The organism is Paenibacillus sp. FSL K6-1096 (genome assembly GCF_037977055.1).
Lineage (GTDB): Bacteria > Bacillota > Bacilli > Paenibacillales > Paenibacillaceae > Paenibacillus_AQ.
The window spans coordinates 5,254,897-5,273,727 of the sequence record NZ_CP150274.1 but is presented as its reverse complement, the minus strand read 5'-3'; the positions used below and the strand labels follow the sequence as shown (position 1 = coordinate 5,273,727).

Genomic DNA, 18,831 nt, shown 5'->3' with positions numbered 1-18,831 from the left:
CGGAATACGATTGGAAAGGCTTACATAAATATTATTAACCAAATTATGTATTAAATAAACTTATACACATTTGGTCATATATTATATGCAGTGCTTTAGTCCAATATTACCGCTTTTTCGGGATCATGTAAATATTGGAAAACCATGTGCAGCTGTTCGGCTGTATTGCGCTCTTCCGATAGCTCGGGCAGCTCATCCTCGGCAAAGAATCCGGCTGCGCTCGTCTCCACACCCCCTGCGGCCTCACCCCCGGTGATTTTGCAGAGAATGAACATTTTGTAGACATGGTACGGTTCTGGAGGGTGGTGATGAAACTTCTTATCCAGCACAGCGAGCAGACGGACTGCTTCCGCCTTATACCCGGATTCCTCTTCAATCTCTTTGACCGCCACTTCGCTCGGAGACAACCCGATATCCGCCCAGCCCCCGGGCAGTGCCCATTTGCCGTCAAGCTTCTCGCGGACAAGCAGGATTTGGTTATCCCTGAAAATAACTCCGCGGATATCCACCTTAGGGGTGGCATATCCGTCCTCTCCAGCGAAGGAGAGCCGGATGCGCTCTTTGCTCTCATACGTATAATGTGCCATAATATCCACACTCAGCTCACGCAACGCCTGATACCGCTCAATATCGTACACATCCTTGGCATAGGTCAGTCCGGTCTGGGCAATCCCCTGAATCTCTTTGGCCCAGGATAACCATTTCGGTTCCATAAGCACACCGCCTCTATTTCGATTTATTCACACAGCATCAAATGCCGGGAGAACGCACCCTTCTTCGCCACGCAGCGGTCAATGATCCTGAATCCGGCTGCGTTAATCATCTCATCCATGGCCTCAATGGCCACAATGACCACCCGGTCGGCAATCCGGCGGGTATTCGCCAGAATGGAGTACTGTTCCTCCGGTGTGATGCGGGAATACAGATTATACGGCATATCCACAACGGCTGCGTCATAATGCTCCGTAATATCAGCGATATCCCCGAGCGTCACTTCACTCTCGAAGCCGAAATGGGCGATGTTCGTACGCGCCCCGGCGGCAATCAGCGGATTAATATCACGGCCGACAATATCGATTCCCATCGACAGTGCCTCCACCATAACAGTTCCGATCCCGCAGCAGGGGTCGATCATTTTCACACCATGGGTCCGCGGAACCGCCATATTAACCGCCGCCCGGGCCACCCGTGTGCTGAGTGCGATGGAGTAGCTGCGGGGCTTTTTCATCTGCCGGAACCAGGTCGCCTGATTCTTATGGTATGGGCCGAAGTACCAGCGTCCGCCCAGCGTAACAATCCCGTACACCCGCTCAGGATGGTTCACATCCGCTTCGCCTTCAATCCTCATGCCGATCTCCCGCTCAATGGCCCGGCGCTCATCGTATTCAATTTTATGCTCAGGCGCCAGATCATTAATCTTCACATAAATCACCTTGAAGGTCTGGCCCTCAACCTCCACCTGCTCTGTCTGCCGGTAGATCTCCTCCAGGGTATCCCCTTCATACATCACATCGATCCGCTCTTTCATAAAAGGGCTGCGGCTGACCTCCACCCGGACCCCGCTTGCAAAGATCCCTGCCGGAATCTCCCGTCCGAACAGGCAGCGCAGCTCCATCGCGCACAGCGAGGCCTCATCCGGTGAGTGGGCATAGGTATAGATATAAGTCCGGCTCCCGCCGCTGGACGTTTGCGTTTCATATTCATGGCTTGCAGATTGATTCACTGACACTGTTCTTTTCGCCCCTATCGCTTAAGTCCACTAAGTCTATCATGGTTGCCGATTAGTTATCAATAACCCGGAGGGAGGCAGGGGCTTGAACTTTCCTTTTTGATCCATCGGGGGTTCTCCAGTATAATGGATGCATTACACTGCCGAATCTAAGAACCGCAGGAGCCTGAGCCTTATGCAGCGCATAACAGGTCCCTGCGGATTAAGCAGCGAAATCCAAGGAGGTACATATCCACTATGTCTTACGAAAATTATTTCCAGGCTGAGCGTGAAGCCCAGCTTGCCGAGCTGAAGCAATGGCTGTCCATTCCCAGCATCTCCGCCCTCTCCACCCATAAGGAAGATATAAATGCCGCGGCCGCCTGGCTGGTCGAGACCCTGAAGCGCGCGGGACTGGAGAATATTGAGCTTCACCCCACTGCCGGCCATCCGGTAATCTATGCCGACTACCTTCATGCTCCCGGCAAGCCGACCATTCTGGTCTACGGACATTATGATGTCCAGCCGGTTGATCCGCTGAATCTTTGGACCACGCCTCCGTTTGAACCGCAGATCCGCGACGGCAAGCTGTATGCGCGCGGAGCCACGGACGATAAAGGCCAGGTCTTCATGCACATCAAGGCAATCGAAGCCATTCTCAAGCAGGAAGGTACTCTTCCGGTCAACATCAAGCTTTGTATCGAAGGCGAAGAAGAGATAGGCAGCGTGAACCTGCCTGCGTTCCTGGAAGCCCATCAGGACAAGCTGGCGGCAGACGCCGTACTTGTCTCCGATACCTCCCTGCTGGAGCGCGGCCGTCCGGCCATCTGCACCGGCCTGCGCGGCCTGTGCTCCATGGAAGTGACCGTGAACACCGCCTCAACCGATCTGCACTCCGGCTCCTATGGCGGCGGCGTTCCGAATGCGCTGCACGCGATGGTCTCGCTGCTCAGCACCCTTCATGATGACAAGGGCCGCGTATCGGTGGACGGCTTCTACACCGGTGTGCCTGAGCTCTCCCCGCTGATGCGTGAAGAGTTCGCCAAACAGGGCATCGATGAGGACAAGGTCAGAGCAGGCCTTGGTCTGGAGCAATTATACGGAGAGGAAGGCTACAGCTTCGTAGAGCGTGTAGGCGCCCGTCCAACGCTGGAGCTGAACGGCGTCTACGGCGGATTCCAGGGAGAGGGCAGCAAGACCGTCATCCCTAAGGAAGCCCACGCCAAAATCACCTGCCGCCTCGTAGGCGACCAGGACCCGCAGCATATCCTGGATGCCGTTGAAGCCCATCTGAAGGCCAACATCCAGAGCGGCGCCAAGGTGCAGGTGAAGCAGATGGAGAAGGCACGCGCCTTCAATATTGATCCTTCCCATCCGATTCTGCAGACGGCTGCGGATGCTTACGGCAAGGTGTACGGCACCCGTGCCCTCTTCACCAAGGACGGCGGCTCCATCCCGATTATGGAGAGCTTCGCCCGCATCCTGAAGGCACCGGTGGTCCTGATGGGCTTCGGTCTGGATGACGAGAACCTGCACGCGCCGGATGAGCACTTCAACCTGGAGAACTTCGACAAGGGCCTGCTGACCATCGTGGAATTCCTGAAGACCGTCTAATTCCGGCCCCGCCCGGATGGATAATTAGCCTGGCCCCTATACAGGAGCCAGGCTTTATTCAGTTTGCGTTCTCGCTAGTAGCTCATCAGATCTAAACGTGTGAGAATTACTTTAACTAATGTTATGCTGAGGGTTTACCTCGGGTGGAAGAGGAAAGTAGCGGTTTTTATGCAGGGGTAGGCTTAATTGTAATTCGTACAACTAAATCGCCGGATGTGCAGCCGAATCTCCGTTTAGTTGTATTTCTGCAGTTAAAATGCCTCTATATCTGGATTTTTGCTCATCCGGGCAAATTTAGTTGTACAGAATACAGTTAGACGAGGAAAACCTTCGCCTTCACTGTTTTTAGTTGCACAGAATACACTTATCCCTGTTTTTTTGCTACGAACGCAGCTTCATACCTTACCGTTTTATGGCATGAAATCACTTGTTTAATTCTGATGCTCTACTAGTACAGCATCAGATTTAATATTGTGAATATGATCATTACTGGAACGATAGTAACTGCATTTTGTACATTGGATTGCTGTAAAAAAGGCTTCGAAACAGAATCGATTGTATTCCGTACAATGGAATGTTGAACAAGGGCCAGTTTTCACCCAAAACCCAACATTCTACTGTATGAAATCCAATAGAATCTCATTTTACGGTCAGTAATCCATTTTCTATTGCAGGAAATACAATCACCTATTTGAATGTAAGAGCAGAAATCTACTAGTCAAACGTATTCGCTTTTCCGCCCACATCAGCCCGCCTCCAGGAAAACACAAAAAAACCCTTGCATAACAAGGATTTAGGTTAATCATTATGGAGCGGGTGATGGGAATCGAACCCACGCTATCAGCTTGGAAGGCTGAAGTTCTACCATTGAACTACACCCGCAACTCGAATCGAGTACATGAAACATTCTACCACCGCTACGAATAAAATGCAACCCTTGCGGCGGCGGATTTGTGGGGGCTAGGAGGGCATCTCCAGCAAAGGCTTCAGGAAGGACTGCTCGAACTCCGCCGCCTTCACCGGCTTGCTGAACAGGTATCCTTGCGCCTCATGGCAGTGCTGCTGGCGCAGGAATTGCAGCTGCTCCTGATTCTCAACGCCTTCGGCGGTTACCTTAAGCTTCAAGTGGTGGGCCATGGACGTAATGGTCGAGACAATCGCCGCATTGTTGCTGTCCTCCATGACATCAGATACGAAGGAGCGGTCGATCTTCAGCCGGTCAATCGGCATATTCTTCAGATAATGCAGAGAGCTGTAGCCTGTGCCGAAATCATCGATGCTGATGCACACGCCCAGCCGCTTCAGGCGGATCAGCTGCTCGAAGGCGGTCTCCTTATCCAGCGTCATGCTCTCGGTAATCTCCAGGTCCACATAGCAGGGATCGAGACCGATCTCCTCCAGGATGGCATCGATCTTGCCGGCCAGATTCGGCTGCAGGAACTGGCGCATCGACAGGTTAATGGACACGCAGATCGGATGATAGCCCGCGTCTTGCCACATTTTATTCTGCAGGCAGGCCGTTCTGAGCACCCATTCCCCTATAGGCACAATCAGCCCGCTCTCTTCGGCGATTGGAATGAAGTCTACCGGAGAGACCAGTCCGCGCTTCGGATGGTTCCAGCGGAGCAGCGCTTCCATGCCGACAATCTCCTCGGTCTCCAGCAGAACCTGGGGCTGATAGACGAGATAGAATTCATCCCGCTCCAAGGCCCGGCGCAGATCATTCTCCAGCTTAAGACGCTCCTTGGCCTTCATCTGCATCGCCGGGATATAGCGCCGGATCTCCACCCCCTGCTCCTTCGCATTATGTACCGCCGTATCCGCATTCTGGATCAGCTGCTCGGCGGTATCCCCGTCCCCAGGATAGATGCTTACGCCCAGACTCAGCGAGATATGGTATTCCCCCGACTCCAGACCCACCGGCGTATCGAACAGCTGCAGCAGCTCGCCAGCCCGGACGAGGCAATGCTCCAGACCGGTCCGCTCCGTCATCAGAAAAGCAAACTCATCCGCCCCCATGCTGAAGAGCTCTTCCCCCGCCTTCACCTCATCCTTAATCCGCCGGGAGACCAGCTGCAGCAGCAGATCTCCGGCATAATGGCCAAGGGAATCATTGATATTCTTGAAGTGATTGATATTCATAATGACCAGCCCCGAGAAGCCGCGGCTCTTGTCCTTCTCACTCTGGAGTACGATCTCCTCCATGCGCTGCATCAGACGGCGTCTGTTCGGCAGGCCGGTCAGCTCATCGTGGTAGGCCAGGTAATTAATTCGCGCCTCCGCCTCCTGATTCTCTTGAAAGGGCTCCTCCAGCGTCAGCCGGTAGACCCCGGTAAGGAGCAGGTAATACGCCGCTGCGCTGCTGAGCATCCCGAACAGATAATCTGTCTCTCCCACACTGAACAGATTCATGAAGAAGACCTGGCCCAGGGCGAAAAATACCAGCGAACGGATAATAATCAGCAGGGAGGCCGATTTCTCCCTTTTCCCCGGATAGATAATGATGCCTGCGCCAAACAGATATACAAACAGCACTGCCATATTCATCAGATTTCTGGCTGTTTCTGCCCATGCAGAATCCTCAAGCCCGGACACCCATAGATTGCCGAAGCAGAATAAGGCACCGGCCACCAGCAGCAGCAGGAAGGAATTCCGGAACACCTTATTCTTGCTGGCAGCCTCTACCGGCTGGTCCGCATGACAGAAGATAAACACGATGCCCAGGGCACTGGCCAGACGCGAGAAGGTCAGCAGCCACAGGGACTGCTCCACGCTGATATATGAGGTGATTCCCGGGATGCCTGTGAAACCGAGAACATGCAGGAAGTCGAAGATGCTCACGCCGAGGAACAGCGCAGATGTATAGAGCCTTGCTCTGGATAATCTGCTCGAGAACAACAACCAGCCCTGGGCAAAAATCGCAAATCCAAACGCCACAGTACAGCAGCCCAGAATAAGGTAAAGCGCCATAAGCAGATCCTTATCCTCAATCAGGCCCAGCGGTGTACGAAAAATCTGGATCAGAAGGAACAGCACAGCTCCTAGAACAGCCGCATGAATGGTTTTTCTCTCTTCTTGTCTCATAAGTCCCTCGCGTCTAAAAATGATATCTATAGTAACTATTGGATGTATACAATGTCCTATGTATAAATATCGGCATGACAGCTCCGTAAAGTTACATCGATCATCTACAATATTGAACGGAACCGCCACCGGAAGAAAAAAAGCACCGGCCACAAGTAGAGGCGAGTGCTTTGCTCCTTCGAGACGGTTATTTATCCCCGAAATTAACCTCAGGTGTTGTCAGCTTGTCATAGAAGTCAACCGCTTTGTCTTTATCGTCTGAGGATCGCAGCGCCATTGCCGAGCGGGGATGTTCGTCCAAGGTTCCGGTAATCATGTAAGGAATGATATACCCCCACTCTTCCTTCTCCCGCAGCGGGATCATCAGGTTCTCGACAATATCCAGCACAGGACGCAGGATGTAATTCGTATGCTTCAGGTGGGTAACCAGCAGCTCTGTCGGACAGTTACCTGCCGCACGGCCCATACCATAGCAGGAGGCATCCAGCAGCTCCACGCCCTTCTCGGCGGCAACCAGCGTATTGGAGAAGGCCAGCTGAAGATTGTTGTGCGTGTGTACGCCCAGGCGCTTATTGGGCAGATGTGTCTTGAACTTCTCGATCAGGTAATGCATATCATTATGGTCGAGGCTGCCGTAGGAATCCACGATATACACCACATCCACAACGCTCTCACGGATCATCTCAAAAGCTTCCAGTAATTCATTCTCCATTACATTGGACAGAGCCATAATATTGATCGTCGTCTCATATCCTAGATCATGGAAGGTCTGTACAAGCTGAAGGGCCTTGTCCACATCCTTGCTGTAGCAGGCCACACGGATCAGATCCAGCATACTCTCGCTGCGCGGCAGAATATCGTTCTCGTCCACACGCCCGATGTCCACCAGAGCGGACAGCTTGGTATGACCCTTTTGCGGAATGACCTTGCGCAGGAAGTCATCATTCAGGAATCTCCAGGGACCCGCACCCTCGGAACCTTTGAGCAGCTTCGGCGAGTTTTTGTATCCGATCTCCATATAATCAACACCGGCCTCATTCAGCCCTGCGTATAATTTCTGCACAAATTCAACGCTGAAATCCCAATTATTCACCAATCCCCCATCGCGGATGGTACAATCGACAATTTTACTCTGATTCGTCTTCACAATGCGGCTCTCCCTTCGGGGTATCTCTTTACTATGCTTACATTATCGTTCAATCATACTTTAATGAAGAATATATTGTAAAGACAAATTCCGCGATTTCTATACTGATTTCAGCAACCTTAGACAATGACATAAATCACTGTACTTTTTACATAAAAATGCTACATTTCAAGATATCATTGAGATTGATTATCAATATCTTTTGGAGGGATAATAATGGTATCTGCATCCTGCTCCCTGCTGCATTTACAACCAGGCTCAACCGGTTCCATTCATAGCATTGAGGGCATGAACCCTGTCCTGCGGCGGCGTCTGGCCGATCTTGGAGTGTCTGAGGGTGTGGTCATCCGTCTGAAGGGCAAGGGGCCTTTCCTGGGACCTGTTACACTGGAATGCAACGGCCAGTTATTTGCAATCCGCCGTAAAGAAGCATCCTTGATTGAGGTGAAGGTGTCATGAGCTCTATCGCACTTGTGGGCAATCCCAACACCGGCAAAACCTCACTATTCAACACCCTTACTTCCTCCTACGAATATGTCGGCAACTGGGCGGGCGTCACGGTCGAGAAAAAGATCGGCAGCCTGAAGAACGGAGCCGGCAAGCTGATCGACCTGCCCGGAATCTACTCCCTTCACCCCCTCTCCCGCGATGAAGGCGTTGCTGCCCAGTACCTGATCGAAGAGAACCCCGAAGCGCTGATCAACATTGTCGATGCCTCCCAGCTCGAACGGAACCTGCTCCTTACAGTTCAATTGCTCGAATACGGCAAACCGGCTATTCTTGGACTGAATATGACCGATGTGGCCCAGGCCCGCGGCATTCAGGTCAATCCGGGTATTCTGCAGGCCCAGCTCGGCATTCCCGTCATGCCGCTGGTTGCCAGAACCGGGAAGGGCACCGGCCAGGTGCTCAGCGTCCTGGAGAAGCCGTCCCATATCCCGACTGTCAGCTTCCGGCTGGATTACGGCAAGTTGGTTGAAGAGACCATCGCCTCTATTGTTACGCAGTTGCAGAAAACCTCTGAACTGCCTAACCTTCGTTGGGTAGCTCTGCAGCTGATGGAGCAGAATCCGGTTGTTACAGAATTCCTTATGAAACGGATGGATATTACCGGCTTAACAGAGATTTGTGAAGCCTGCCAGAGCAGGCTGCAGAAGGATAAACTGGCCCTCACGCTTCCCCAGTGGATACGCTCTGTCCGCATGGATTACATCCGCTCTGTATGCGCGGCTGCGATTGATTCCTCCCGGCAGAAGCCGCATAACCTGACCGAACGGCTCGATTCTATTCTCACTCACCGGTATCTGGGCTTGCCTCTGTTCCTGTTCTTCATGTATGTCATGTTCAAAACGACCTTTGACTGGGCCGGCAGTCCGTTATCGGATCTGGTTGATGGCTTCATCGGCGGACCGCTGAGCGACTGGACGAATTCGCTGCTGCAGATGCTTGGAGCCTCGGAATTCACCCATGCGCTGATCGTCGACGGGATTATTGGAGGTGTCGGCGGGGTAGTCGTCTTTGTCCCGCAGATCTTCATTCTGTTCCTGATCATCTCCTTCCTGGAGGATTCCGGCTATATGGCCCGCGTCTGCCTGCTGATGGACAGCACGATGGAACGGATGGGCCTGAACGGCAAAGCCTTCATTCCGTTCATCATCGGCTTCGGCTGCAATGTGCCGGCCATTATGGCCGCCCGCAGCATCGAGCAGCCCAAGGACCGGATGCTGACCACGCTGCTTCTGCCGCTGATGTCCTGCTCCGCCCGCCTGCCGGTATATCTGCTGTTCGCAGCGGTCTTCTTTCCGGCCCAGCAGGCTACAGCTGTAATGGCGATGTACGTTCTGGGTGTTGTGTTTGCACTGATTCTGTGCAAGCTGTTCTCCAAGCATCTGTTCAAGAATGAATCCTCTATCTTCATTATCGAGCTGCCGCCCTACCGGATGCCGCAGCTTAAGACCCTCGGCCGGAGCACCTGGGAGAAGGGTAAAGGCTTCCTGCGTAAAGCGGGTACGATCATCCTCGCCGGCTCGGTAATTATCTGGCTGATGTCCTACGCAGGCCCTGGCGGTCTCAATGTTGATATGGATCATTCCTTCCTGGCAGGATTCGGCGGATGGATTGCCCCGCTGCTGCAGCCGCTTGGCTTCGGCACCTGGCAGGCCGGCTCTACTCTGGTTCCCGGCTTTCTGGCCAAGGAGGTGGTAGTCTCCACCATGAATATCATCTACCATGCGCCGGATGCCGCCGGATTGGAGAGCCAGATTGCTGCCGTCTTTACGCCGCTTAGCTCCGTTAGCTTCATGGCCTTTATTCTGCTCTACATTCCTTGTCTGGCTACAGTGGGGGTCATCAAGAAGGAGACAGCCTCCTGGAAATGGACCTTTTTCTCCATGGGATATTCTTTGGTGCTGGCTTATGCAGTGTCACTGGTCATCTATCAAGGCGGGCGTTTGCTCGGATGGTCGTAACCGTAACTTAGTCCAAGGTTCAAGTATATTGAGAGGAAGCGATGGCAGCGATGATCGTTAATATTCTGATTGTAGCGCTAATCTTCGGGTACTCCGGCTGGATGATCTACCGGCATATCCAGAAGGGCAAGCAGGGCGCCTGTGCAGGCTGTGACAAGGGCAAGAGCTGTCCTGCAGCATCTATGGACTCCCCCCTGTGCTGCGGAGGCACTACAGCGGGTCACAAGCGCTAAGACGCCGGACTTGCCTTGAGGATCTGGTATTCCTTCGTTTAGAACTCCCGGGCTCGGGGTATGTTAGTTATAAGCCTGTGACAACCAGACCAAGGAGGAATAACCATGAACACCAAGAAGACATTATTTACGACGGTAGCATTGGGAGCGGCCTACTTGCTGAAGAACAAGAATACACGGGATAAGATTATGAACGGAGTGCAGTCCCTCACTGCGCAGATGAAGGCCCGCAAATAGGGGGCTCTCCCTCTGGCTAACCATACAGGGTCCACACGGCGAACAGCCGCAAGTCTCAGTTACTGAAGACTTGCGGCTGTTCTTTATTTATAGGTTATGAGCTCTTCAATGAACGAGCGGAAGGGAAATAACGAACCGGGTTCCTTCATTCAGCCGGCTGCTGACCGAAATCGTGCCGCCATGGTTCTTGATGATCCGGTCACTGACGGACAGTCCAAGTCCCGTCCCGTTCTCTTTCGTGGTGAAGAAGGGGTTAAACAGCCTGTCGAGCGTGCAGATATCCATGCCCTTGCCGTTGTCAGAGATGAAGATGCGCACCTCTGTGCCTTCCTTGCGGGCCCCCACCTCTACTCTGCCGGCAGATTCATCGGCCCGCTCTGAAATCGCTTCCATTGCATTTCTTATCATATTCAGGACCACCTGCTTCATCTGCTTGATATCTCCTGAGATGAACAGATCTTCCTGAAGCGGCTGCAGATGAATCTGGCAGTTCTTCATCAGAGCCTCGCTCTCTGTAAGGAGCACTACCTCCTTAAGCAAAGCGGAGACCCGGATCATACTGACTTGGGGGACAGAGGGCTTCGAAGAGTTGAGAAATTCATGAATAATGTCATTAGCGCGGTCGATCTCTGCCAGTATAATCTTGGCATATTCCTCTTTGCCAAGCAGATGCAGATGAGGATGCAGCAACTGAATGAAGCCGCGGATTGCAGTCAGAGGATTGCGGATTTCGTGGGCAATGGAGGCCGATAACCGGCCCAGCATCGCCAGACTGTCGTTCTGATAAGCGGTCTGCTCGATCAGCTTATAATCGGAAATCTCTTTGAACGTGAACAGATAGCTGCCCTTCATTTGCTCTCCGCTGCACAGAGACGCACGCCAGTACCGTCCGTATTCGTCTACAAATTCATAGCTTGGCTTACCTTTGAGCACCATTTCACGGTAGCTCCGCAGGACCTGCTTCTTCTTGAAGCGGCTTAACTGAATATGGGATAACAAATGTGACAACGTGCAGCCCAGAAGAGAATGGCGGCTAAGCTCCAGGATGCCATACATCTGCTTGTTGACGAAGGTTAGGACCCCATCCACGTCAAACAGCAGAATTCCGCTGTCGATATGCTCGAGCACATCCTCATAGGTAGTATCCATTGCACCAGTTTGAAACGTTCTTGCTGTTAACAGCAAGCTTTCCTGATATTGGCTTATCACGATACGAAGTTCCCCCTTTTAGTGCAATTAACAAAGACGCTTAAGCGACATCAATTTACTATGTATATGAGTATATGACGAAGCCGCCAGAACATTCGGAAATCGTATTATATTATCCAACCGTTTCAACTATATTCCAATCATATCCAAGAGCAGAAGACAACGCAATCAGAGAATCTGTCGAATCCCAAAAATATTCTTAAAATGATTCTTAAGACACATTTAATATCAGAAGAATACCTAATTTCCTGCAAATTCATTGAAAAGAGCCCCCGCAAACGCGCGGAGGCTCATTAATTTATTACCTACTGGGAGCTTATCATGCAGCGGCTCAGGCCTTCTGCTGCAGCCGGTTACGGCGCTGGCTCATGACGGCCAGGCGCTTCTTCAACTCGCGTTCCCACTTGGCATCACCGATCTGCTTGGCGATAGCGAGCAGATCAAGCGACATGTCGATCTGGCTGCGTACAATGGCCAGCGGGTCTTCGCTCTCCATATTAATGACATTCTCGAAGATCGCTTCCTCATCTTCCATCACATAATCCTGGAAATCCACATCGGTGACACCGTCGCCATGGGCATATTCGGCCAGTATTTCATATTCGTTCTCGACTTTGTAATGTACCTCTACCCGGTGGCACACCGGACAAAACAGCAGGGGAACATTATGGACTTGCGTGCGATAATGCTTTAGGGTTCCCTTCGTTCCAACCATACTCGCTCCACAGCAAAAGCTCATTTTTGTTCACCCTCCTTGAGTATTATCATCGCCGGTTTCCTATTATTATATTGCGGAACAGGGGAAGAGATTCCTCTCCTTTAAGCTATATATTAACCTGAAAGCCTAATTTCAAACGGCTTGTCCGGCTAATAATTTCCATTGGTGCAAAAAACCTCCCAGCCCGGAAATATTCCGGGAAGGAGGTTCTCTCACACTATCAAGGATCGCGGCTTAAAGCGTCTGCAGGCTTACAGGTTCTTGTCGCCCGGCTTCCAGTTCATTGCGCACAGCCCGCCGGATTGGAGAGCCTGCAGCACGCGCAGTGTCTCTTCTACGCTGCGGCCGACATCGTTATGGTTGACGACCTGATACTTCAGTTCGCCGTCAGGATCAATGATGAACAAGCCGCGCAGCGCTACGCCTTCTTCTTCGATCAGGACGCCGTAATCGCTGGCTACCTTCTTCGTGATGTCGGAAGCGAGCGGGAAGTTAACCGGTCCAAGACCGTTCGAATCCTTCGGTGTATTGAGCCAAGCCTTGTGGCTGTGGATCGAGTCAACGCTCACGCCGAGGATTTCTGTATCGAGCTCTGCGAATTCAGCCGCAGCTTCGCTCAGGGCTGTAATCTCAGTTGGGCATACAAAGGTGAAATCAAGCGGATAAAAGAAGAATACAAGCCATTTACCGCGATAGTCGGACAAGCTAACCTTACCGAAATCCTTACCGTCGCCTGTTACTGTCTCCATAGTGAAGTCAGGGGCGGGTTTACCTACCAAACGTTCTGCCATTGCTTAAATCCTCCTTTGAATTATGTAAGAAAAACAACTCCCGGAGCACTGCCGGGTGTAATATGCTTTTCTTGATTTTGATGGATGGTTACCTTCTTACTGGTACAGAACAAATGTTATCATCGTACAAAATCAAAGTCAATATTACAGTCATTACTTTTTTATAATTATTATAAACAAGCAATATTTTGTGAAGTTTTTCTTGCGTCTGCTTCAAAGGTGGAACAATGTGGTAATGACTAGGCCCGGCGGATAGCTGCTACAATCAGGTCGCCCATCTGCTCTGTGCTGATGGCCTGGCTCTTGTCTACAGCGATATCGCTGGTCCGGTGGCCGGCATCCAGCACCTCAGCCACAGCGGCTTCAATGGCAGCGGCTGCATCCTCATAGCCGAAGGTCATCCGCAGCATCAGTGCCAGCGACAGGATCGTTGCAATCGGATTCGCCAGCCCTTGTCCGGCAATATCAGGCGCCGAGCCGTGAACCGGCTCATAGAGGCCGTAGCTGCCTTCTCCGAGCGATGCCGAAGCCAGCATCCCGATAGAGCCTGTCAGCATCGCTGCTTCGTCACTGAGGATATCTCCGAACATATTCTCGGTTACGATAACGTCGAAGCTCGACGGACGGCGCAGCAGCTGCATGGCACAGTTATCGACCAGCACATGCTCCAGCTCCACCTGCGGATATTCCGGCGCAATACGGTTGACTACTTCACGCCACAGACGGGAGGTCTCCAGCACGTTCGCTTTGTCCACACTGGCCAGCTTCCCGCGGCGCTTGCCGGCGATCTCGAACGCCTGACGGACAATCCGCTCTACCTCTGTAACATTGTATACACAGGTATCTACCGCTTCTTCTCCATGCTCGCCCTGACGGCGCAGCTTGTCCCCGAAATAGATGCCGCCTGTCAGCTCGCGCACCACCATCAGGTCTGTACCCTCCAGTACCTCCGGCTTCAGCGTCGAAGCATCCTTCAGGCAGTCGAAGACGACGGCCGGGCGCAGATTGGAGAACAGCCCCAGCGCCTTGCGGATGCCAAGCAGCCCGGTCTCCGGACGCAGCTCCTTCGGGTTATTGTCCCACTTTGGTCCGCCGACAGCTCCCAGCAATACAGCATCAGCACTGCGGCAGATCTCCAGCGTATCCTCCGGCAGCGGTGTTCCCCGCTCGTCAATGGCAATTCCGCCGAACAAGGCATGCTCTGTTTCGAATGCATACCCGAACAGCTCTTCCGTTCTTTTCAATACCTTTTCCGCTTCAGCCACAACTTCAGGTCCGATTCCGTCCCCGGCAATTACGGCGATTTTCTTGACCTCGCTCATTCCAGTCACTCCTTAGTAGTCCTGCTGCACGCAGACATAGTTCTTCTGTATATTGTTGTAACATAACCTGGACCAAAGGACAAAGATATAGATTCTATCACATCCATAGATATAGCCTATAAGCGTTCATTTAACCTGCCGGACTATCAAAAAAGGTATCCTGCACGCACGATGGCGGCTTAGGATACCCTTCTCTCTTTTATTGAGCGGTCTCTACAGTGATGGAACCATTGCTGGTGGATAAGCTGACCTCATGGGTCCCTTTGCCGAGTACAGCCGTCCCGTGATTGTCACCGCCGTCCCAGGTTACGTTGCCCTTCAACGAGCCTGAGCTGGTATCCGCCTTGATCTTGGCATCCGTAACCGCCGGAACTCCGAGGACAATCTTGCCGTTGCTCGACTTCAGTACCCAGTCGCCTGTAATCGCAGAATTGGCTGTGACCTTGCCGTTGCTGCTCTTGGCAGACAGAGCCCCGTCGATATTGCCGAGCGTGATTGCCCCGTTCGAGCTGACCACATCGACCTCACCCTGAACATTCTGTACATTCACTGTGCCGTTACTGGTACGGGCTGTCACGCCACCGGAGATGTCATGGAGATCCATCGTTCCGTTGCTGCTGCGTACATCCACGCCTGCTGCCAGACCTCCGGCTTCAATCGAGCCGTCGCTGGTCTCCACTTGGGCCGCCAGGCTCTGCGGAATACTGACATTCAGGTAAGGGGAATTGGAATTGACGCCGAAGTGGATGTTAGCGAGCCAGTTGTTCTCCCCTTCCAGCTCCAGGACAAGCGTATCGCTTTCTGTTGTCACCTTCCATCTGCGCTCCAGAGCGTTAGCAGCTTCAGTGTCCGTATTGCCGGGCACCTCCAGCTTGCCTTCATACTCCAGGGTGATTCCCTGTACGCCTTCAAGCTTAACCTTCCCTTGAGGCAGAACGATTCTCACCTTCTTGATGTCCTGCTGCACCTCTACCTTCCCGCTTACCGGGACAAGCTTGTGATTGCCCAGGAGGCTGCTCAGCGAACCGCCGGCCAGTACCGTCTGTGCCCCGCTGGCGGCGATAAGCACAATGATCAGTACGATGGCCCAGCCGCTCACCCTGCTCTTGACATCGGATTTAATGAAGAGCCTGAGCAGCATCTCCAGGCCGAACAGGATCAGCAGTGCAGGCCAGATGTAACCCAGTGCATCGTAAGTAATGATATTATACTGGGCAAGTACTACAAGAACCCCCACAACTATACAGCCTATTGCGGCAGTGAAGCTGCCGACTTTCCATCTCCCCATGTGTTCACTTCCCCGTTTCGTTATACTTTGGAATTGTTCTTCAGCATTCTGAACCCATACCCGATCAAGGCAAGCGACAGCAGAATTGCGCCGATATTCATATCGTTAAGCAGCTCCCAGAGGGCTGGAAAAGCTGTAATCAGCAATAGCAGAATTCCCGCTACCACACAGCCGATCCCGACCCATACCGGGTTCACATCATCATGCGGATACATCGGGGGCGGCGTAATTCCCATCGTCCACGGAGCCCCGAAGCTGTCCGGATGGAACATCATCCGTTCATGCTCGGCCGCAGTGATCTTCATCCAGGCTGCCTTCTGAAGCGCATCGAACAGCTGGTAGAACCAGAGGGCTGCCAGGGCAAACGGAAATACAGCAGGCATGGACGGAATGAATATAATACATAGTGATGCTCCAATCATATACTCCAGGCCCATTTTTTTGAAGCCCAGATACATATGTCCCAGTCCCGGAATCATAGCCAGCAGAAAGGTGAGCCAGCGTCTTTTCTTAATCATGTGTTACCCTCCCAAAAGTATTGTGGAACCGTGGAACCGCATAAGGCTGCCGGAGAAGCTGCCCGTAATCTATGGGGTGCTGCTTCGCGGACTGAACCAGGAGCTGACCGAGGTGGACATATGCCCGTTAATCTCGGTAATTCCGTAGGCCAGATTCTCAAATACGCCAAGCTGGAGCAGAAGAAACGTCAGGCCGACAGCAACGCCGTAATGGACCCAGGAGGTTCCCCGTCCTGCACGCCGTCTTACCGCAGTCGCCTTGACTGCCCGCTCCCTGCGCCCGCTCTCCAGCTGGCCGATCCGCGCCATAACGTCTGCGGTCAGGTCAGGGAAGCCCGGCGGCAGCAGCGGCTCGAGTCCGCTCGCAGCGTCTGCTTCCATCTCATTCCACATCGCCGCGAGTCCGCGCGCCTCCTCCAGCCATTCCGCGCAGCCGGGGCAGGAGCTGATGTGCAGATGCATCATCTGCTGCGCCTCAGGGGACAGCTGTCCATCGATATAATGCGGCATCCACTCTTTTACTGTTGCACAATTCATCGCCATTCCTCCCCGTTTTTGCGCATCATCTGTCTGGCCCGATAGAGCTGCGATTCAACTGTTTTGACTGAAATTCCTTTTTGATCGGCAATCTCCTGATACGAGTGTCGCTGAAAATAGTACAGCTGCACAACCGACCGGTACGGTTCCGCCAGACTATTCAGGTTCTCACCCAGCTCCCGGGAGGCTTCCTTGCGGAGCGCTGCCTGCTCAGGTGTCTGTGAGGTAACATAGTCGTTCTCGGTATAATCTGCTGAGCTCCGGTGGCGCCATTCCCGGTCATTGGCCCGTTTCCAGTCCAGACAGGTACGGTAAGCGATCCGGTACAGCCAGGTCGAGAAGGACGACTGCCCTCTGAAGGAGGGGAGGGCTTTATAGGCTTTGATGAAGACCTCCTGGGCCATATCCTTGGCTGACTCGGCTTCACCTGTTATTTTGATGCATACACTGTATACCATGCCTTGATAACGGGTTACCAGATTCCCGAAGGCCTGCGGCTCCCCGCCCAGCACAGCATTGATCCACTCCGTCTCTTCCAAGTCTATTCTCCCCTCCTCCAGTTACATAACGTTAGACGACGGATGTCCCCGTTCCCCTGCAGGAATTTTCAGATTGGCTCCAAAAAACTTTATCTCCGATAAATCGGCCGCTGATTCAGCCGTAAGGAGGAATACCGCCGTACCTGTCGAATTGATGTTAACATACCCTTTAACAACGTTTGGCATGACAACATTCCTAAATGAAGTGGTGAGATAGATATGATTCAGGCCTTGCTGGTAGATGATGAACGGCTTGCTCTCGTGAAGCTGCAAATGATGCTGGAAGAACTGACAACTATACAAGTAATCGCTGCCTATACCGATCCCACCGAAGCCGTACGTGCTGCCCCGCAGCTCAGTCCTGATGTGATATTCCTTGATATTGATATGCCAGAAATGAACGGAGTTCAGGCCGCAGAGGCGATGCAGAAGTCATGCCCGCAGGCCAGCATCGTATTCGTTACTGCTTATAACCATTACGCCGTCGAGGCATTCGAGCTCTATGCGCTTGATTATATCCTGAAGCCTGTGCAGCGGAACCGCCTGCTGAAGACCATCGAGCGGCTGGAAAAGCGGGTGAGCCAGGCCCAGGAGAGCTCTGCCAAGCCGCTGGATGCTGTCATGATCCGCAGCTTCCAGTCGTTAAGATTTGAGCGCAGCGGCCAGCCGCTCCCCGGTATCCGCTGGCGGACCTCCAAGGCGCAGGAGCTGTTCGCTTATCTGTTCCATAACCGCAACCGCTTCGTCAGCAAGGACACCTTAACGGATCTGCTGTGGCCTGATTTCAATGAGAAGAAGGCCTCTACTCATCTTTATACAACGATCTATCAGGTTCGGCAATCCCTGAAGCAGGCCGATCTTGACCTGCAGATCAGTAATGTCAGCGGCGGGGAAGGCTATACCCTGGAGACCGGCAGCCTGCTGGTGGACAGCTATGAGTGGGAGAAGGGTATTCTTACCCTGGACGCCATCAATGCAGACAATTATGAGGAGCATCAGCGGCTGTTTGAATTCTATTCCGGTGACTATCTGAGTGATTACGACTACCTGTGGGCTGAAGGGGAACGGCAGCGGCTGCGGACCATCTGGCTGCATCATGCCATGGGCATTGCTGAATTCTATATCAGCAGCGGCAAGATACCTGAAGCGGTGACGGTCTACCAGCGCTTGGTGCAGCTCCAGCCCTTTTTTGAACAGGGGCATCTCGGGCTGATGAAGGTCTATGACAGCATAGGCGAACGTTCTGCCGTCGAAGAGCAATATCATACACTGTCCGAGCTTCTGCGCCGGGAGCTTAATGTGGAGCCTCCAGCCAACATTAAGCGCTGGTTCCATGAATGGAAGCATCAGAATCTCAGGAGCTTGTAAATTAATTGTTGCCGGATCACAGCAAAGACACCCGCAGATGACTGCGGGTG

The 18,831-nt window shown here is 52.7% G+C and carries 18 protein-coding genes and 1 tRNA gene; 6 read left to right on the top strand and 13 right to left on the bottom strand.

Going from position 1 to position 18,831, the window contains the following annotated elements:
• Positions 1-95 precede the first annotated feature (95 nt).
• Positions 96-713 carry an NUDIX hydrolase gene (locus MHI24_RS23425; RefSeq protein ID WP_340021920.1) on the bottom strand — a complete coding sequence of 206 codons (618 nt, stop codon included), beginning with the start codon at positions 711-713 and terminating at the stop codon, positions 96-98.
• 23 nt (positions 714-736) lie between these two features.
• On the bottom strand, positions 737-1,660 hold the full coding sequence (locus tag MHI24_RS23420) for an RNA methyltransferase (RefSeq protein ID WP_340026766.1): 924 nt from the start codon (positions 1,658-1,660) through the stop codon (positions 737-739).
• A 306-nt stretch (positions 1,661-1,966) separates the two neighbouring features.
• Between MHI24_RS23420 and MHI24_RS23415 the strand changes: the two genes are divergently transcribed.
• Complete coding sequence (locus tag MHI24_RS23415) at positions 1,967-3,322, top strand: dipeptidase (protein ID WP_340021919.1); 1,356 nt, start codon at positions 1,967-1,969, stop codon at positions 3,320-3,322.
• Positions 3,323-4,130: 808 nt separating this feature from the next.
• Here the strand turns inward: MHI24_RS23415 and MHI24_RS23410 are convergent.
• The 3 genes from MHI24_RS23410 to MHI24_RS23400 form a co-directional block, all read right to left on the bottom strand.
• Positions 4,131-4,204: transfer RNA gene (locus tag MHI24_RS23410), tRNA-Gly, on the bottom strand.
• A gap of 78 nt (positions 4,205-4,282) precedes the next feature.
• The gene (locus tag MHI24_RS23405) at positions 4,283-6,406 is read right to left on the bottom strand and encodes an EAL domain-containing protein (protein ID WP_340021918.1); all 2,124 of its coding nucleotides are present in this window, start codon (positions 6,404-6,406) and stop codon (positions 4,283-4,285) included.
• A gap of 187 nt (positions 6,407-6,593) precedes the next feature.
• Entirely contained in the window at positions 6,594-7,553 is a 960-nt protein-coding gene (locus MHI24_RS23400; RefSeq protein WP_340021917.1) for an aldolase catalytic domain-containing protein, read from the bottom strand.
• A 216-nt stretch (positions 7,554-7,769) separates the two neighbouring features.
• Here MHI24_RS23400 and MHI24_RS23395 point away from each other — a divergent pair, with 216 nt between their 5' ends.
• From MHI24_RS23395 to MHI24_RS23380, 4 genes are all read left to right on the top strand, one after another.
• Positions 7,770-8,012 carry a FeoA family protein gene (locus MHI24_RS23395; RefSeq protein WP_340021916.1) on the top strand — a complete coding sequence of 81 codons (243 nt, stop codon included), beginning with the start codon at positions 7,770-7,772 and terminating at the stop codon, positions 8,010-8,012.
• Complete coding sequence (gene feoB / locus MHI24_RS23390; RefSeq protein ID WP_340021915.1) at positions 8,009-10,021, top strand: ferrous iron transport protein B; 2,013 nt, start codon at positions 8,009-8,011, stop codon at positions 10,019-10,021. The genes MHI24_RS23395 and feoB overlap by 4 nt, the downstream gene beginning before the upstream one ends.
• 41 nt (positions 10,022-10,062) lie before the next feature.
• Positions 10,063-10,254 carry a FeoB-associated Cys-rich membrane protein gene (locus MHI24_RS23385; RefSeq protein ID WP_340021914.1) on the top strand — a complete coding sequence of 64 codons (192 nt, stop codon included), beginning with the start codon at positions 10,063-10,065 and terminating at the stop codon, positions 10,252-10,254.
• Positions 10,255-10,359: 105 nt separating this feature from the next.
• A complete protein-coding gene (locus MHI24_RS23380; RefSeq protein WP_256707444.1) occupies positions 10,360-10,491 on the top strand; it encodes a hypothetical protein in 132 nt (43 codons plus the stop codon).
• A gap of 105 nt (positions 10,492-10,596) precedes the next feature.
• On the opposite strand, the gene MHI24_RS23375 is transcribed toward MHI24_RS23380, so the two are convergent.
• The 8 genes from MHI24_RS23375 to MHI24_RS23340 form a co-directional block, all read right to left on the bottom strand.
• Complete coding sequence (locus tag MHI24_RS23375) at positions 10,597-11,700, bottom strand: ATP-binding protein (protein ID WP_340021913.1); 1,104 nt, start codon at positions 11,698-11,700, stop codon at positions 10,597-10,599.
• Between the two features lie 331 nt (positions 11,701-12,031).
• Complete coding sequence (locus MHI24_RS23370) at positions 12,032-12,439, bottom strand: hypothetical protein (protein WP_340021912.1); 408 nt, start codon at positions 12,437-12,439, stop codon at positions 12,032-12,034.
• Between the two features lie 230 nt (positions 12,440-12,669).
• Positions 12,670-13,209 carry a peroxiredoxin gene (locus MHI24_RS23365; protein ID WP_340021911.1) on the bottom strand — a complete coding sequence of 180 codons (540 nt, stop codon included), beginning with the start codon at positions 13,207-13,209 and terminating at the stop codon, positions 12,670-12,672.
• Positions 13,210-13,448: 239 nt separating this feature from the next.
• Positions 13,449-14,531: a 3-isopropylmalate dehydrogenase gene (leuB, locus tag MHI24_RS23360; protein WP_340021910.1), complete on the bottom strand. Its 1,083-nt coding sequence runs from the start codon at positions 14,529-14,531 to the stop codon at positions 13,449-13,451.
• A gap of 199 nt (positions 14,532-14,730) precedes the next feature.
• Positions 14,731-15,819: a DUF4097 family beta strand repeat-containing protein gene (locus MHI24_RS23355; protein WP_340021909.1), complete on the bottom strand. Its 1,089-nt coding sequence runs from the start codon at positions 15,817-15,819 to the stop codon at positions 14,731-14,733.
• Between the two features lie 20 nt (positions 15,820-15,839).
• On the bottom strand, positions 15,840-16,337 hold the full coding sequence (locus MHI24_RS23350; protein ID WP_340021908.1) for a hypothetical protein: 498 nt from the start codon (positions 16,335-16,337) through the stop codon (positions 15,840-15,842).
• Between the two features lie 69 nt (positions 16,338-16,406).
• Positions 16,407-16,874 (bottom strand): zf-HC2 domain-containing protein, encoded by a 468-nt coding sequence (locus MHI24_RS23345; RefSeq protein WP_340021907.1) that lies wholly within the window; start codon positions 16,872-16,874, stop codon positions 16,407-16,409.
• Positions 16,871-17,413, bottom strand: coding sequence for an RNA polymerase sigma factor (locus tag MHI24_RS23340; protein ID WP_238655050.1), 543 nt, complete (start codon positions 17,411-17,413; stop codon positions 16,871-16,873). The genes MHI24_RS23345 and MHI24_RS23340 overlap by 4 nt, the downstream gene beginning before the upstream one ends.
• Before the next feature lie 219 nt (positions 17,414-17,632).
• Here MHI24_RS23340 and MHI24_RS23335 point away from each other — a divergent pair, with 219 nt between their 5' ends.
• Positions 17,633-18,781, top strand: a complete 1,149-nt coding sequence (locus MHI24_RS23335) for a response regulator (RefSeq protein WP_340021906.1) — start codon at positions 17,633-17,635, stop codon at positions 18,779-18,781.
• Positions 18,782-18,831 lie beyond the last annotated feature (50 nt).

Bases quoted from the DNA above. Each gene is read 5' to 3' on its own strand.
- MHI24_RS23425 (WP_340021920.1), bottom strand. From the start codon at position 713: ATGGAACCGAAATGGTTATCCTGGGCCAAAGAGATTCAGGGGATTGCC.
- MHI24_RS23415 (WP_340021919.1), top strand. From the start codon at position 1,967: ATGTCTTACGAAAATTATTTCCAGGCTGAGCGTGAAGCCCAGCTTGCC.
- MHI24_RS23405 (WP_340021918.1), bottom strand. From the start codon at position 6,406: ATGAGACAAGAAGAGAGAAAAACCATTCATGCGGCTGTTCTAGGAGCT.
- MHI24_RS23395 (WP_340021916.1), top strand. From the start codon at position 7,770: ATGGTATCTGCATCCTGCTCCCTGCTGCATTTACAACCAGGCTCAACC.
- feoB (WP_340021915.1), top strand. From the start codon at position 8,009: ATGAGCTCTATCGCACTTGTGGGCAATCCCAACACCGGCAAAACCTCA.
- MHI24_RS23385 (WP_340021914.1), top strand. From the start codon at position 10,063: ATGGCAGCGATGATCGTTAATATTCTGATTGTAGCGCTAATCTTCGGG.
- MHI24_RS23380 (WP_256707444.1), top strand. From the start codon at position 10,360: ATGAACACCAAGAAGACATTATTTACGACGGTAGCATTGGGAGCGGCC.
- MHI24_RS23370 (WP_340021912.1), bottom strand. From the start codon at position 12,439: ATGAGCTTTTGCTGTGGAGCGAGTATGGTTGGAACGAAGGGAACCCTA.
- MHI24_RS23365 (WP_340021911.1), bottom strand. From the start codon at position 13,209: ATGGCAGAACGTTTGGTAGGTAAACCCGCCCCTGACTTCACTATGGAG.
- leuB (WP_340021910.1), bottom strand. From the start codon at position 14,531: ATGAGCGAGGTCAAGAAAATCGCCGTAATTGCCGGGGACGGAATCGGA.
- MHI24_RS23355 (WP_340021909.1), bottom strand. From the start codon at position 15,819: ATGGGGAGATGGAAAGTCGGCAGCTTCACTGCCGCAATAGGCTGTATA.
- MHI24_RS23350 (WP_340021908.1), bottom strand. From the start codon at position 16,337: ATGATTAAGAAAAGACGCTGGCTCACCTTTCTGCTGGCTATGATTCCG.
- MHI24_RS23345 (WP_340021907.1), bottom strand. From the start codon at position 16,874: ATGAATTGTGCAACAGTAAAAGAGTGGATGCCGCATTATATCGATGGA.
- MHI24_RS23335 (WP_340021906.1), top strand. From the start codon at position 17,633: ATGATTCAGGCCTTGCTGGTAGATGATGAACGGCTTGCTCTCGTGAAG.